A 14,189-nucleotide genomic window follows, 5' to 3' on the forward strand; every position below is an offset into this window, starting at 1 on the left:
TGGTTCTACTGTCACCTGCGGGAGGTAGACTGCGGCCATGCGCTTCATTGAAACCTTCCAGCCCGGCCCGTTCGCCGACACCGTGGTCAGCCTGCTGGCGGCGTTCGTGCTCGGCACCCTGATCGGCGCCGAACGCCAGTACCGGCAACGCACCGCTGGCCTGCGCACCAACGTGCTGGTGGCTGTCGGCGCTGCCGCCTTCGTTGACCTGGGCATGCGCATCGCCAGCAGCGCCGAGGCCGTGCGGGTCATCTCCTACGTCGTCTCGGGCGTCGGCTTCCTCGGCGCCGGCGTGATCATGAAGGAAGGCATGAACGTGCGCGGCCTGAACACCGCCGCGACGCTGTGGTGCTCGGCTGCCGTGGGCAGCTGCACCGGCGCGGACATGCTGGCCGAAGGCGTGCTGCTGACCGTACTGATCATCGCCGGCAATACCCTGCTGCGGCCACTGGTGAACGCGATCAATCGCATCCCGATCAACGAAGCCGCCAGCGAAGCGACCTACGAAGTGCGCCTGAGCGTGGATGCCGACGCGGTGCCGCGCGTGCGCGAGCGCCTGGTCGATGCGCCGGAAGCCGCGCAGTACCCCGTTGGCGACGTGCAACTGGTGGAGCACGCCGATGCGCCCACTGATGTGATCGCAGTGCTGGTCAGCACCGCGGTCAGCGCCGACGAACTGGACGTGGTGCTGGCGCGGATGGAACAGGTGCCGGGCGTGCTGCATGCCACCTGGGAAGTCAGCACCCGCGATTGAGCGGGTGTCGGCAGTTCATCCGCGCGCTACGCGCTGCTGCGCTCGCAGCAACCTGCGGAACGAGGCGCAGCGCCGAGCATCCTCGGCGTGTGGACAGGCGGCAGCCCGCCGCAGCCGATCCTGAGCCCGCTGCAATCTGCGGATCTGCTGCTGCAGCGCATCGGCCCGGGCCAGCAATGCCGTGCGATCCAGTGCAAGCCCTGCCCCCTGCGGCATCGCTGCGCCGATCTGCTGCAGCGACAGGCCTGCCGATTGCCCCAGGCCGATCAGTGCCAGCCGTTCCAGCACCTGTTCGTGGTACTGCCGGCGCAGGCCGCGACGCCCCAGCACCTGCAACAGGCCGAGCTGCTCGTAGTAGCGCAGCGTGGAGGCCGGCACGCCACTGCGGCGGACCACCTCACCGATATCCAGTTCCTGCATCGTGCTTGACCTCAAGTGGGCTTCAAGCGCCACCATGGTCGCACTCCCCGCGCAAGGCAAGCCCATGGACGATTCACTCCCGCTCGATCAGAACACGCTCTGGAACGGCGCCGCCGGCGAGAACTGGGTCGCGCAGCAGACCCTGCTGGACGACCTGTTCCAACCGATGGCCGATGCCCTGCGCGACGAGCTGCCGGTTACCGTCACGGAACTGCTGGACGTGGGCTGTGGCACCGGCGCCAGTACGCTGAGCGCCGCCGCAGCACGCGCTGACGCCCATTGCACGGGCGTGGACATCTCCGCACCGATGCTTGACCTGGCCCGCCAGCGCGCCGCCGCGATCGGGCGCGGGGTCGACTTCATCGTTGCCGATGCCCAGCGCCATCCCTTCGCAACGGCGCGCTACGATTGGATCCAGTCGCGCTTCGGGGTGATGTTCTTCGAGGACACGCAGGCCGCCTTCGCCAACCTGCACCGTGCCGCCCGAACGGGCGCGGGCCTGCGCTGCATCGCCTGGCGCAGCGCGCAGGAAAATCCGTTCATGACCACCGCCGAGCACGCCCTTGCAGACCAGCTGGTGCTGCCGGCGCGGGTACCCGGTGCACCGGGGCAGTTCGCTTTCGCCGATGGCGAACGGGTGCGCCGGCTGCTGCAGCGTGCCGGATGGCAGGACGTGGACATCGCGCCGCTGGACCTGACCTGCTTCCTCAGCCGTGATGCGCTGGCCAGCTACGTCGGCCAGCTCGGACCTGTGGGTCTGGCCCTGCGTGCGTTGCCGGCCGCACGCGCCGAAGCGCTGCTGCAGCAGGCGCTGACCGCGTTCGCACCGTTCATCGACGACCGTGTGCGGGTGGAAACCGCCTGCTGGATGATCCGCGCCCGCGCATAGCAACAGAAAAGGGGACGAAGGGATCAAGTCGTTCATGCCCCGGTTGTGCGGGAAACGACTTGATCCCCTCCGTCCCCTGTTTCTCTACAAGGCCTCGCCGGCATCGGCCAGGCGCGATTCGATGAGCGCGTACCACTGCTCGAGCATGTCGACCAGCATGTCCAGCTCGGCGTCGGCACGCTGCGCGCGGCCGCTGCGCAGGCACGCCTGTGCTTCCTGCAGCTGGGTGAGGAAGCCGGCAACGGTGTCGGCCTGCAGGATGAGGCCCGGCAGCCGGCGCCCGGGAATGCGCACGACCGCATGGTTGCCGAGCTGGCCGTACACGCTGAGAGTGGCTTCCGTCTTCATGGACAAGGGCAGGAATTGGGCATTCATCAGGTGCACCAGGGAAGAAACCTGCCCACCGGCAGGCGTGGAAAACGGGGGAGACGTTTCCACGTCCTGCCGGCAGGACAGGGGGGACTCGGGATGCCGGGGCACGCCCCGGCGCGGGGATTCAGTGCGATCGGGCCACGCCCGCGATCTGCACCCGGCGATTGGGCGCCAGGCAGGCGATCAGCTCGCGCCGGTTGCGCTGGTCGCACTGCACCAGCGGTTCGGCCGCACCCCGCCCTTCAGCGCTGATGCTCGCCGCGGATACGCCGCCCTGTACCAGCGCCATGCGCACCGCCTCGGCACGTCGCTGCGACAGCGTCTGGTTGTAGGCAGCGCTGCCGATGCGGTCGGTGTAGCCGACCACCTGGATCGACTGCACCTGGCTGGCCTCACGCACCTGCGCCAGTACACCCTGCACGGCCTGCTGGCCGCTGGCACTGAGTACGGCACTGTCGAAGCCGAACAGTGCATCGGCAGCCAGCCGCAGCGGCTGCTCCGGCAAGGGCGCCGGCGCCGGCGGTGGCGGCGGACGCGGCGGGTCGAGGACCGCTGCGCACGATTCAGGCTTCCAGTAGCCGCCCTGGGCGATGCCCTTGTTGTCGAAGCGCACCTGGAACTGGCAGGTGAAGTACTCCGCGCCCTGTGCGGTGCGGAAGTTGAACAGGTAGTTCCACTCGCGCACGCCCCACATGCCTTCGTTGAAGTGCGGGGTGCCGAGCAACGTGTACAGCTGGCGCTTGCTCATGCCCGGTGCGAACCGGCGCAGGTCGGCGATATCCGGATAGATGCCTTCCTTCAGCGATGCCTTGCTGGCCTCCGGGAAGGTGACGGCGGTGCTGTCGGCCAGGCCGTCGGCGGCCGGTGCGTGGCTGCGGCAGGCAACCAGCAGCCCTGCGGCCAGGATCAGGCCCAGCGTGGCGGCGACGCGGCCACTGCGAGCGATGCGATGCGGTTTCATGTCATTCCCCCTGTAGACGTTGCCCGCTGCGCCGGGCCGCGAATGCGACCCGGCGCAGGCGATCACCACTGGATGCCGGCACCGACGGCCACACCGGCCTCGCCGCGGCTGTTGGTGGAACCACTGAACTTGTAGATCCAGCGACCGCCCTCGGAGACACCGGAGATGCCCAGGGCCACGCCGGATTCGCCGTTGTAGCTGCCGGCGGCGATCGAGGCCATGTTGCGGCCGGCTTCGCTGGGCTGCGGCAGCGATGCGGTTGCCATCGCCGAGGCGATACCGGCCGAGGCGCGGTTGTCGGTCTTGCGCAGGTCGCGTTCGAAGCCGCCCATGCGCTCATCGGTGTAGGCCTTGGACCAGTCCAGGGTCTGCGCCATGCCCGACTTCAGCTGGTCGACGTTGACCGCGTCGGTACCGGCGGTGCCGGCAGCGACGTTGCGCACCGTGGTCGGGCCGCTGCTGGTGCTGCCCAGGGTCACGCTGTTGTAGTTGGTGGTGCCGTTGGTGGTGGTGTCATAGCGGATCGTGCCCTGCTGCGAAGCCTGCAGCTGGCGCACGTTGACCGCATCGGTCGCCTGCGAACCATCGGCCACGTTGACCACCTGGCGTTCGGCACCGGCTGCACCCACCGACACCGTATTGGCGCGGTTGGCGACCGAGCCCGCACCCAGCGCCACCGAGTTGTCTGCCTGCGCCTGCGAGCCGTTGCCCAATGCGGTCGAGTTGGCCCCGGCCGCAGTGGAGCCGGCACCGCCCGCGGCGGAGTTGGCGCCGGTGGCGGCCGGATCGGCCAGGTTGTTGCTGTTGTTGGCGCGGAAGCTGCCGGCAACGTTGGTGATGTTCTGGATCTTCTGGTCGGTGTAGGCCTTGGACTGGTCGATGGCGTAGTTCACGCCGTTCTTCAGCTGGCCGACGTTGGTCGCATCGTGGTCGTCGGAGCCATCGGCCACGTGGGTGATCTTGCGCTCGCTGCCACTGCTGCCCACCGCCACCTCACCGGACGAGTTGCTGGCGCCGGCCTGGCCATAGGCACCGGTATAGCCGGTCTGCGCACCGACGCTGGCCACCGAACCGGCACCCAGCGCAACACTGTTGCCTGCGCTGGCATTGGCACCGTTGCCGACCGCTACGCTGCCCGCACCGGCTGCGCTGGCCTGCGGGCCGACCGCCAGTGCTTCGGCACCGGTGGCCGTGGCTGCGGCAGCCGTGGAGTTGACCGCCAGGTACGGGCTGCCGCCGCCGCTGCTGATGCGCTGGTTGAGCACCCGCAGCGAGCCGTCCACTGCAGAGAACGCAGCGGTGACGTTGCTGTAGTCGTTGCCGGTGATGGTGCCATCGGTGGCGATGGTGGAGATGTTGAAGGTCGGCGCGGTCCACAGCCCGGTGCTGCCGTTGTACACGGTGCTGCCACCGAAGTAGCTGGCCACCGTCTGGTGCGTGCTGAACAGCTGGTCGCCGGTGATGGCATCGCTGCTGCCCGCCAGGATGCTGCCGGCGGCCACGTTGGTGACTTTCACCGGTGCACCGCCGGTACCGCTGAGGGTCACGGTATCGACCACGTTGCCACTCCCGTCCACGTCGTACTTCACGGCGCGCGCGTCCAGGTCATCGGTCTGCTCGGCCACATTGGCCAGCGAATTGCTGACCGCATCGAAGGCCGTGCCGACGTCGTTGTAGCTGCCCTGGCTGACCGTGCCATTGGCGGCGACGTTGTTGAGCGTGTAGGTCGGCGCGGTGACCACGCCATTGGCATCCACTGCAGCGCCGCCGCCGAGGTGGGTGGCCACCGTCTGGTTGGCCGCGAACAACTGCGCACCGTTGATTGCTTCACTGCTGGCCGCGCTGATCTGGCCCGGGCCGAGGTTGCGCAGCGTGGTGGCGGTGCCGGACTCGCCGAGCGTCGCACTTGCGTAGTTGACGCTGCCGTCGCCGTTGAGGTCGTAGCGCAGCGCGCCCTCTTCTGAAGCCTGCAACTGACCCAGGTTGACCGCATCGGTGCTGGCGGTGCCGGCGGCGACGTTGGTGACCTGGCGTTCGGCGCCCGCGGCACCGATCGACACGCTGTTGGCACGGTCGGCCAGGCTGCCGGCACCGACCGCGATGCTGTTGGCGGCGGTTGCGCTGGCACCGGCACCGACGGCGATTGCTTCGGCGCCGCTGGCCACGGCGTCGGCACCGGTCGAGTTCACCCGCAGGTACCGGGTGCCGGTGTTGCGGATGTCATTGATCTGGGTGTTGAGGTTGACCAGCGAACCATCCACCGCATCGAAGGCGTCGGTGACGTTGTCATACAGCCCCGGGGCCACGGCGCCACCGGTGGAGATGGTGCTGATCTCGAACAGCGGTGCGGTGAAAGTGCTGGTGAGCGGATCGAACGCTGCGCGTCCGCCGAAGAACTTTGCCATCGTGTCGTTGCTGGCGAACAGCTGCGCACCATTGACCGCCTCGCTGCTGGTGGCGTTGACCGCGCCGGCGGCCAGGTTGCCGATGGTGGTGGTGCCGGTGCCATTGCCGAGGGTGACACGGCGATAGTCGGGGTCGCCTGCACCATCCAGGTCATAGGTGACCGCCGCCGCGCCGACCGCGTCGATCTGGCTGATCGCACCCTTCAGCTGGGCCACGTTGACTGCATCGGTGTTGGCGCTGCCGGCCGCCAGGTTGGTGATCTGCCGCTCGCCACCGCCTGCGGTGCCCACCGACACCTCGCCCGCCGACACCTGTGCGGTGGTCAGGCCGTAAGCGCTGTAGCTGGCCTGCGCGCCGCGCAGTGCGGCCGAGCGATAGCCCAGCGCCACCGAGTTGGCCTGGTTGGAGGTGCTCTCTGCGCCGAGCAGGGTCTGCCCGTTGGCAGTGCCGCTGGCACTGTCGCCGACCACCACCGAGTGCCCCATGCGTGCTGCATAGTCGGCGGTGGGAACGCCGGTCGGATCGCTCGGATCATTGGCGCCCGCGCCCGGGAAGGCGACGTTGGCGTCGACCTTGGGCAGCTCATGGCGGGCGTTGGCACCGATCACCACTTCCTTGGATCCGTTGGCATAGGCGCCATCGCCCATCAGCACCTGGTAGTCCTGCGCTGCGTTGACCGCCCAGCAGGAGATGTCCGCCAGCGCGATGTCCAGGCACTTGGCCGCCCAGGCCGGCGAGTCCGTCGGCAGCAGCAGGCCGAGCAGGCCACCGGGATTGCCGTTGTTGATGTTGTAGATGTAGCTGTCGGAGGTGACGCCACCGATCAGGGTCAGGTGCGAGCTGCCACCGGTGACCGCGCCACCCAGTCCGTTGAGCGTGGTGCCGACCGGCGTCGCATTGACCACCGGCAGGCCGAGCACGTTGACCGTGGAATAGGTCTGCATGACGTTGGCGGTGCTGAGCTTGAGGTTGCCGTTGGACAGGTAACCGGTGCCGCCGAACAGGCTGGCGGTGGTCGGGCCGAGCAGTTCGGTGACACCGCCCACCAGGCCACCGGTACCGATCACCAGGCCCGCGTTCGGGTCGGCAGCGGCGGGCGCCTTCGGGCTGGTCGGCGGAATGGCCGACGGCGAGGTCAGGCCGAGGCTGCCCAGGGTATTGCCGACCAGGCCACCGACGGCGCCGGTCAGGTTGCCGACGGTGCCGTTGAGGTCACCATTGAGCAGGCTGCCGACCGCGCTGCCAACGCCGTTGAGCGCAGTGCCGACGCCGTTGAGCAGGCCGCCCAGGCCCAGCGCGCTGTTCTGCGCGGCGACGGTTGCGGTGCCGGCCAGCTTGAGATTGCGATCGGCGACGATTTCCTCGCCGTCCTTGCCCTGCACCCGTACCTTGCCTGCCACGCCGGTATCGAACGCTGCGGTGATCGCGCGGTCATCGGTGTCACCCGGCAGCTCTTCCTTGGCCGGCAGTGTGACCGCTGCGGTGGCCTCGGCCTGGCCCTGGCCTTCGATGTGATTGCCGGCCACGACCAGCTGCGCATCGACCTTGCCATCCACGGCCGCCTTCAAGCCGGACGGCGTTACACCCGCTGCCGCGGCAACCCGGGTGCCGGCGTCAATGCTGGCAACCGGCTTGCCGGCGATGCCGACATCGGCCTTTGCTGCCGCGTTGGCGGCCAGACCCAACGGCGCCTGTGCGGCCGGTGCGACGTTCGCCGCAAGCGCGGCATCGACACGGGTAGCGGCTGCAGTGCCAACACCGATGTTGGCGCGCACGTCGGCGCCCAGCACCGGTGCAGGCACCTGGCGCGGCGCGGCGCCGGCCGCCAGCTTGACCTGCACGGTGGCCGGCAGCACGTCGCGCACGACCGGCAATGACGTTGTGCTCAGCTGCAGGCCGACGCGTGCGTTGGCACTGATCGCCGGGTTCGCCTGGGCCTGTCGTGCAGCCGCGGCCAGCGCCACTTCGGCGTCCACCTTCACCGGCATCGGCTGGGTGTACTTGGCCGCCAGCGCCTGCAGGTCGCGCAGCGATTGATTGGCCTCTGTCGCCGCCGCAGGTCCGCTGGCCAGCACGCACAGCAGTGCCATGGCCAGGGTGCTGGGCACCAGAAGGCTGGCACGACGGTCGCGCGGTGCGGTACCACCGCTATCGCCGGTGGCCAGTTCCGAGGCCACAACCAGAGCATTGAGCTGGCGGTTCCATACACGCCGGTATATGCGGTTCATGAGCATTTCCCCCGTAGGCGGACAACTTGAATGTCAGTGGACTTGCCGTTAGGCAGGTGACTGACATTTCGCGCCTTTCAGCGAGGGCTGAGCACTTCATTCCGGCAGGGCAATCGCGCATTCCGGCAAATCCACGGCCGGATTCGGCAGCCACATATGCAAATCCGGCAGGGAGGGCTGGCCGGGCTGCCGCCCGGCACCCGCAGAGGCGAAAACAAAAGCCAAAGCCGAAGCAACAGCCGGCTCTGGGTTTTCTGCGGGTTGGCGGGGCGGTGTGGGCTTGCAGGACACGCCGTAAACCCGTCCATGGGGCTCGATGGCGCCATCCATGGCGCCAACGGTCCGGCAAGCCCACACCGCCCCACCTGTGACAGTTTCCCCACGACGGTTCGATCTGCCGTCGTGCATTCACTGTCGACATGATCGATCTTTGATTTTCAGTGATTATTTCGATCTAAATCGAAATTGATGATCCGACTTTCCCTCGGCCGGGCATGGCCCGGCGCTACATCCAAAGCGCGCGGGAAACTGTCGAAGGCGGGGTGGGTCCGGTTGCGGGGGTGTCCGCGGCATGGATGCCGCGGCCAAGCCCCCATGGACGGGTTTACGGCGTCCCCCGCAACCGGACCCACCCCGCCATTCCACAGGAAACCTGCTTTTGCTTTCGGCAGTTGCCGTTGCCCTTGCCTCTGCGGGTGCCGGGCGGCAGCCCGGCCGATACCCCTCAGGCTGGCTGGCCGAGCTGTGCCGGCGCGCGCATCAGCGTGTCACGCGGCAGTTCGCCGAACACTTTCCGGTAGTTGTCGGCAAAGCGCGAAAGATCCCACAGCCCGCAACTGAGGGCGATGGCCTTGACCGAACGCCGGTTGGAATCGGCCATCGACAGGCTGCGGCAGGCCGCGCACAGCCGCAGCATCGACAGGTAGCGATTGGGCGAGGTGCCGAACAGATCCTCGAACGCATAGCGCAGGCCACGCTCGCTGACGCCGGCGGCGTCACAGATTTCATTCATGTAGATATTGCGGCGAAGATTGAGGCGCATGAAGTTCTCCGCCCGCTGCGCGATCAGGTAATGCGTGCGGCGGGCGCGGCTGCAACTGGGCCGATCGGCTGGGCCGGCACCGAGCAGCGCCTGGACATGCTCGTGCAGCAGGCGCTCGGTTTCTTCCGGCTGCAGCCCACCCCCCTGCCCCAGCTGCGCGTGCAGTTGCTGGTAATGGCGTACCAGCGGCATCGCATCATCGCCAAGGTTGAACAGTGAAAGCGCCTGCCCCGCCGGTGGCGTGCTGCGCAGGCTCAGCTCGGTCAACTTGCGCTGCACGCGCGCGACCGGCACCAGCATCAGCGTCATCTGGGTACCAGGGCTGAGAGTGAATTCACTGATGCCTTCGGGCATCACGGTCAAGGCCATGCCCGGCGTCAGCGGCACGCCATGGCACCAGCTCAATGCATCATCGGTGGTGTGCAGGTAGCCGAGCATTGCCCAGTCCGGCGGCAGCATGAAACGGCCGCGGCAGTGGAAGCCACAGGTGATGCTGCAGAACAGGGCTTCCTCGTGAACGCGCGAAGCAAATGCCGCGCGCGGACCATTGCCATCCAGCAGCAACAGTTCCACATCGCACACGCGGAGCACGCCGCTCAGCGTGGCCAGGTCGATTGACCTGAGATCGCCGTCGTCGTTGTCTTCCACCCCACCATCGACCATGACAGTGTCGTCCCCCGTTTGGCCTGCCGCACGACCCCGCCCCCACTGCCTGACAGGGCGCACGCCGTTTCCAAGAGCATCGTCCGTTGCCGAGATGGACGCTGCGATGCACGCGCGTCCCTCCCTGAAAATGCAAAACCTTGAATGCGAGTATGCCCGATAATCGGCAGTCGTAAACAGGATGTTTCGACGCTGCGGAATTATCAACTGCGTGAAGAAAATGTGCGCGCCGATGGCATGGTTTTCGCATGCGCGCGGATGGGCATCACATTATCTGCACGACCATGAATCGTTTTGCGCAGGAACGGATTTACGTCACAGATCCGCGCCGCAATATTCAGGCATCCAGCGAATCTGCCGAATTTGCATATAGGTTCCGGTTGCAGGGAACCGCCATTCAGGCAAAGTCGAATACACGGTGATCGGGCACGCAGACAGCGGCCACACCCAGGGGGACAGCATGACCATGCACGTACGAGATACCGTTTCGACCACCGGCCTGGAGCTGGGTGGTCGTGGTTGCGCGGCCGCTGCCCTGCCCGGGAATGATCACCCTGCTTGAGCACAGCGGGATTGCCCGCCGTGCCTCCTCCGCCAGGATGGCGGGGGCCTACGGACGGTCCCGGCGGAGCCGGGCCACCGCCCATGCAGGTGTCCTGCAGCAACTGACAGGTAGAGGGAGACAACCGTCATGAACGCATCGATCCGCAAGTTCCTGAAAGAAGAAGATGGCGTGACCGCGCTCGAATACGGGCTGCTGGCCGCCGTGATCGCCGGCATCCTGATCGTGGTGGGCAGAACCCAGATCACCGCGTTCTTCACCACGTTGTTCACCCGCCTGCAGGCCATTGCCACCGACGCCACCACCACCTAGCCAGCGCGCAGGGTGCAGCACCTGCGGTCGCTTCGATGGCGGCCGCGGTGGCCGATGAGGGGTTCTGCAACTGTCCAGTGACGGACAACGAGGGTGTGCGATGACACTGCTGGGATTGCTGGCCATGGGAGTGTGCCTGCGGATTGCGATCAGCGATCTGTACGCCCGCCGCGTGCCCAACACCTGGCTGCTGGCCGCGTGCGCGATCGCCGTGCCCCTGATCATCGCCGGCCAGTTCAATGCAACGCGCACGGCCTGGGCGCCACACCTGCTGGGCGCAGTCGTTGGCCTGCTGGCATTGCTGCCGTTCTATGCGGTGCGCTGGATGGGCGCCGGCGATGTGAAGTTCTTCGCCGTGCTCGGCCTGCTGCTGGGCTGGAAGGCATTGCTGCCGGTGTGGGTGCTGGCCAGCGTGGCCGCAGGTGCCCACGCCGTGCTGGTGCTGGCCGGTCGGCAGTTGGCCGGTCACCTGCCGCTGCGCCTGCAGATGCAGGTAAACCGCGCCAGCACGCATTTGAATGGCCACCCTGCCCTGCGCGAACTGCATGCCGCGCGCGAGGGGCGACAGGGCATTCCCTACGCAGCCTACCTGGCCTTCGCGGCGATTGGCTGGGTGTTGGCAACCACCTATGGAGGCGTCGCATGAAAGCGTTCGCGCGCCAACGCCAACGCGGCGTGGCCAGCATCGAATTCGCGTTGATGCTGCTGCTCGGCCTGGTGCCGCTGCTGCTGCTCACCTTTTCCGGCGTGCTGATCATGGCCGCGCAGCAGACGCTGGCGACGGCCTCGGCCGAGGGCGCGCGTGCTTCGCTGCGCTTTGGCAACGCCGGCGAGCGGCGCACCGCCGCCTGCCTGGCGGCCCGTCGCTCCATGCAATGGCTGTTGCAGTTTTCCGGGCAGAACCCGGACTGCAGCGGCGGCGGCACCGGCGCCATCGTGGTCTCGCCGCAGGCGCCCTGCGCCGGCCTGGCGACGGTGCAATGCATGACCGTGACGGTGAGCTACGACTATGCGTCCCATCCCTTCCTGCCCGGCACCGCCACGCTCTATGGCTGGGTGATGCAGGCCCCCATCCGCAGCGTCGCGGTCGCCCAGCTGGACCTCGGCAGCAACTGACGATCGGTACAGGAGACGATTTTCATGCTCAAGTTGACCCGCATCGCCGCCATCGCGCTGATCGCGCTCGCCGTGCTGCTGGCCGTGGTCGCCTTCGTGATCGGGCGCAAGCCTGCGGCCTCGGCGGACAACCCGAGCACGATCGTGAAGGCCGATGCGCAGACCTTCAGTGTCGTTGAAGCCACCGCGCGGCTACCCGCCGGCGAGCCGATCAGCGCCAATGGCGTGCGGCTGACACAACGCACCGCGGAAGTGCCGGGGGCCGTTGCCGACCTGGCAGCGGTGGTCGGCAAGGTGCCGGTGCAGGACATCAGCGAAGGCAGCGCGATTGCTGACAGCCTGCTGGCACAGGGCTTCTCGCTGCAGCTGCGGCCGGGTGAACGGGCATTGGCGGTGCCGGTCGATGAGCTGGTCGCGGCAGGCAACCGCATCCTGCCCGGTGATTTCGTCGACGTCTTCCTCAACCTGCGCAGCGCCGCTACCAGCTACAACGGCCAGCAGGACATCGCACAGACGCGGTTGCTGCTGTCACGCCTGCGCGTGCTCAGCTACGGACAGCAGGACATCGCGGCAGCCCCGACGAGCAGCCAGGGCCAGGCCCCGGCCACGGCCACGGCAGGCAACGACTCACGTGCAGCCGATATCACCAGCGGTTCCAGCAGCGCCCCCAGCAACGCAAACGGTAGCGATGCCACGCAGCCGGCGCGCACCGCGGTGCTGGCGGTGCCGGTGGCCGACGCCAACCGCCTGCTGCTCGGCGCACAGCAGGGCAAGCTGTTCCTCGCCCTGCGCAATCCCGCCGATACCGGCCTGCCGGATGTGGCGCTGTTCCCACAGGCGCGCGGCGTGCTGGACCCGGTGCGCGGCCTGGACAACGAGCAGCAGCAGGCCCTGCAGCGACCGGAGAACAACGCCTACGCCGGCCTGGATGGCGATGCGCTGGCTGGCCGCGGCAGCAGCGTGCAGCGCAGCGTCCACGAAACGCCGGCGCGTGCACCGGTGCAGCGTCGCTCGACGCCGCGACCGGCGGGCATCGAAATCATCCGCGGCGACACTGCTGCCCCCCGTGGCTCCCTTTGACCCTTGCCGAGAGCGCACATGACTGAACGTCGCCACCGCCTACGCCCCACTGTCCGCCAGCGCTGGCTGGCCCTGCTGCTGGTGCTGCTGGCACCGGGTGCGAGCGTGGCTGCCGACGATCTGTTGCTGCAGACCCGCGAACAGCGGCCATGGACGCTGCCGGCCGACCTGGAACGGGTTGCCATCGCCGACCCCGGCGTAGCTGACATCGTGATGCTGCGCGGCGCACGCCAGGCGCTGCTGGTAGGCAAGGCCCCCGGCACCACCACCCTGCTGCTCTGGCATCGCAAGCAGAGCGAACCGCAGCGCGTGCAGGTGCGGGTGCAGAGTGCCGTGCAGGGGGCCGCCGATGCCGGCTCCAGCGGACTGGTGTTCACCCAGCAGGACCAGCAGGGGCTGCTGCAGGGAAGCAGCGACAGCGTGCTGGCGCACATGCAGGAGCAGAAGACCGCGGTGATGGCGCTCGGCAAGGACGGCAGCCTGGCCGATGCCTCCACCATCAGCAGCGGCGGCGTAGTGCAGGTCGAGGTGAAGGTGGTCGAGTTCAACAAGACCGCGCTGAAGCAGATCGGCATCAACTTCCAGAACCGCAACGGTGGTTTCGCCTATGGATTCGCGCGGCCGGGCGGGCAGCTGCCAGGCAACACCGGCATCCTGCCTGGCATGAAGGAAGGTGAGTCGAGCAACGAAAGCGAGTCACCGATCTCCTCGGCGTTCAGGCTGGTGTTCGGTTCGACCAAGGGCCTGTGGAACGCCGATGTCGACCTGCTGCAGGCCAACGGCATGGCGCGCGTGCTGGCCGAGCCCACTCTCGTCGCGCTGTCCGGGCAGAGCGCCAGCTTCCTGGCCGGTGGCGAACTGCCGATCCTGGAGCCGCAGGGGCTCGGCACGACCACGGTCACCTACAAGCCCTTCGGCATCGGCCTCACCGTTACTCCCACGGTGCTCTCACCGAACCGCATTGCGTTGAAGGTTGCCCCGGAAGCCAGCGACCTGGACTACACCAATGCGATCGCGCTCAACGGCGTGCAGATCCCTTCGATCACTACCCGCCGCGCCGACACCACCGTCGAGCTTGGCGATGGTGAGAGTTTCGTCATCGGCGGCCTGGTCAGTTCCACCGTGGCTTCGACGGTCAACAAGATTCCGCTGCTCGGCGACCTGCCGATCATCGGTACGTTCTTCCGCAACTTCGACTACAAGCGCCAGGACAAGGAACTGGTGATCATCGTCACCCCGCGGTTGGTACAGCCGATTGCCCGCAATACCGAACTGCCGCTGCCCGGCGATCGCGAAGCCAAGCCGAACATGCCCGAATGGGGCGCGTGGCTGCTTGGCCCGATCAGCCGCGATCCGGTTCCCGGTTTCTCGCGCTGACCTGCAT

The 14,189-nt window shown here is 67.6% G+C and carries 13 protein-coding genes; 7 read left to right on the forward strand and 6 right to left on the reverse strand.

Features of this window, described 5'->3' with window-relative positions; translation table 11 throughout:
• Nucleotides 1–37 precede the first annotated feature (37 nt).
• Entirely contained in the window at nt 38–754 is a 717-nt protein-coding gene (locus tag CR918_RS10245; RefSeq protein ID WP_099842746.1) for an MgtC/SapB family protein, read from the forward strand.
• A gap of 15 nt (nt 755–769) precedes the next feature.
• Here the strand turns inward: CR918_RS10245 and CR918_RS10250 are convergent, their stop codons facing one another.
• Nucleotides 770–1,174, reverse strand: a complete 405-nt coding sequence (locus CR918_RS10250; RefSeq protein WP_025878553.1) for a MerR family transcriptional regulator — start codon at nt 1,172–1,174, stop codon at nt 770–772.
• 64 nt (nt 1,175–1,238) lie between these two features.
• On the opposite strand from CR918_RS10250, the gene CR918_RS10255 reads away from it, so the two are divergent.
• Nucleotides 1,239–2,063 (forward strand): class I SAM-dependent methyltransferase, encoded by an 825-nt coding sequence (locus tag CR918_RS10255; RefSeq protein ID WP_099842748.1) that lies wholly within the window; start codon nt 1,239–1,241, stop codon nt 2,061–2,063.
• Nucleotides 2,064–2,147: 84 nt separating this feature from the next.
• On the opposite strand, the gene CR918_RS10260 is transcribed toward CR918_RS10255, so the two are convergent.
• The 5 genes from CR918_RS10260 to CR918_RS10275 form a co-directional block, all read right to left on the reverse strand.
• Nucleotides 2,148–2,438: a DUF6959 family protein gene (locus CR918_RS10260; protein WP_170929478.1), complete on the reverse strand. Its 291-nt coding sequence runs from the start codon at nt 2,436–2,438 to the stop codon at nt 2,148–2,150.
• A gap of 121 nt (nt 2,439–2,559) precedes the next feature.
• A complete protein-coding gene (locus CR918_RS10265) occupies nt 2,560–3,396 on the reverse strand; it encodes an OmpA family protein (protein ID WP_099842749.1) in 837 nt (278 codons plus the stop codon).
• A 62-nt stretch (nt 3,397–3,458) separates the two neighbouring features.
• Nucleotides 3,459–8,030: a YadA-like family protein gene (locus CR918_RS10270; protein WP_099842751.1), complete on the reverse strand. Its 4,572-nt coding sequence runs from the start codon at nt 8,028–8,030 to the stop codon at nt 3,459–3,461.
• 96 nt (nt 8,031–8,126) lie between these two features.
• Entirely contained in the window at nt 8,127–8,360 is a 234-nt protein-coding gene (locus CR918_RS21150) for a hypothetical protein (protein ID WP_165780895.1), read from the reverse strand.
• Between the two features lie 394 nt (nt 8,361–8,754).
• Nucleotides 8,755–9,735, reverse strand: coding sequence for an AraC family transcriptional regulator (locus CR918_RS10275; protein WP_025878548.1), 981 nt, complete (start codon nt 9,733–9,735; stop codon nt 8,755–8,757).
• 691 nt (nt 9,736–10,426) lie between these two features.
• Between CR918_RS10275 and CR918_RS10280 the strand changes: the two genes are divergently transcribed.
• From CR918_RS10280 to CR918_RS10300, 5 genes are all read left to right on the forward strand, one after another.
• Nucleotides 10,427–10,609: a Flp family type IVb pilin gene (locus CR918_RS10280; protein ID WP_025878547.1), complete on the forward strand. Its 183-nt coding sequence runs from the start codon at nt 10,427–10,429 to the stop codon at nt 10,607–10,609.
• Between the two features lie 100 nt (nt 10,610–10,709).
• Nucleotides 10,710–11,255 (forward strand): A24 family peptidase, encoded by a 546-nt coding sequence (locus tag CR918_RS10285; RefSeq protein ID WP_099842753.1) that lies wholly within the window; start codon nt 10,710–10,712, stop codon nt 11,253–11,255.
• A complete protein-coding gene (locus tag CR918_RS10290; protein ID WP_025878545.1) occupies nt 11,252–11,725 on the forward strand; it encodes a TadE/TadG family type IV pilus assembly protein in 474 nt (157 codons plus the stop codon). The genes CR918_RS10285 and CR918_RS10290 overlap by 4 nt, the downstream gene beginning before the upstream one ends.
• Nucleotides 11,726–11,749: 24 nt before the next feature.
• Entirely contained in the window at nt 11,750–12,805 is a 1,056-nt protein-coding gene (cpaB, locus tag CR918_RS10295; protein ID WP_099842755.1) for a Flp pilus assembly protein CpaB, read from the forward strand.
• Nucleotides 12,806–12,823: 18 nt separating this feature from the next.
• On the forward strand, nt 12,824–14,182 hold the full coding sequence (locus tag CR918_RS10300) for a type II and III secretion system protein family protein (RefSeq protein WP_025878543.1): 1,359 nt from the start codon (nt 12,824–12,826) through the stop codon (nt 14,180–14,182).
• Nucleotides 14,183–14,189 lie beyond the last annotated feature (7 nt).

The organism is Stenotrophomonas indicatrix, assembly GCF_002750975.1.
GTDB lineage: Bacteria > Pseudomonadota > Gammaproteobacteria > Xanthomonadales > Xanthomonadaceae > Stenotrophomonas > Stenotrophomonas indicatrix.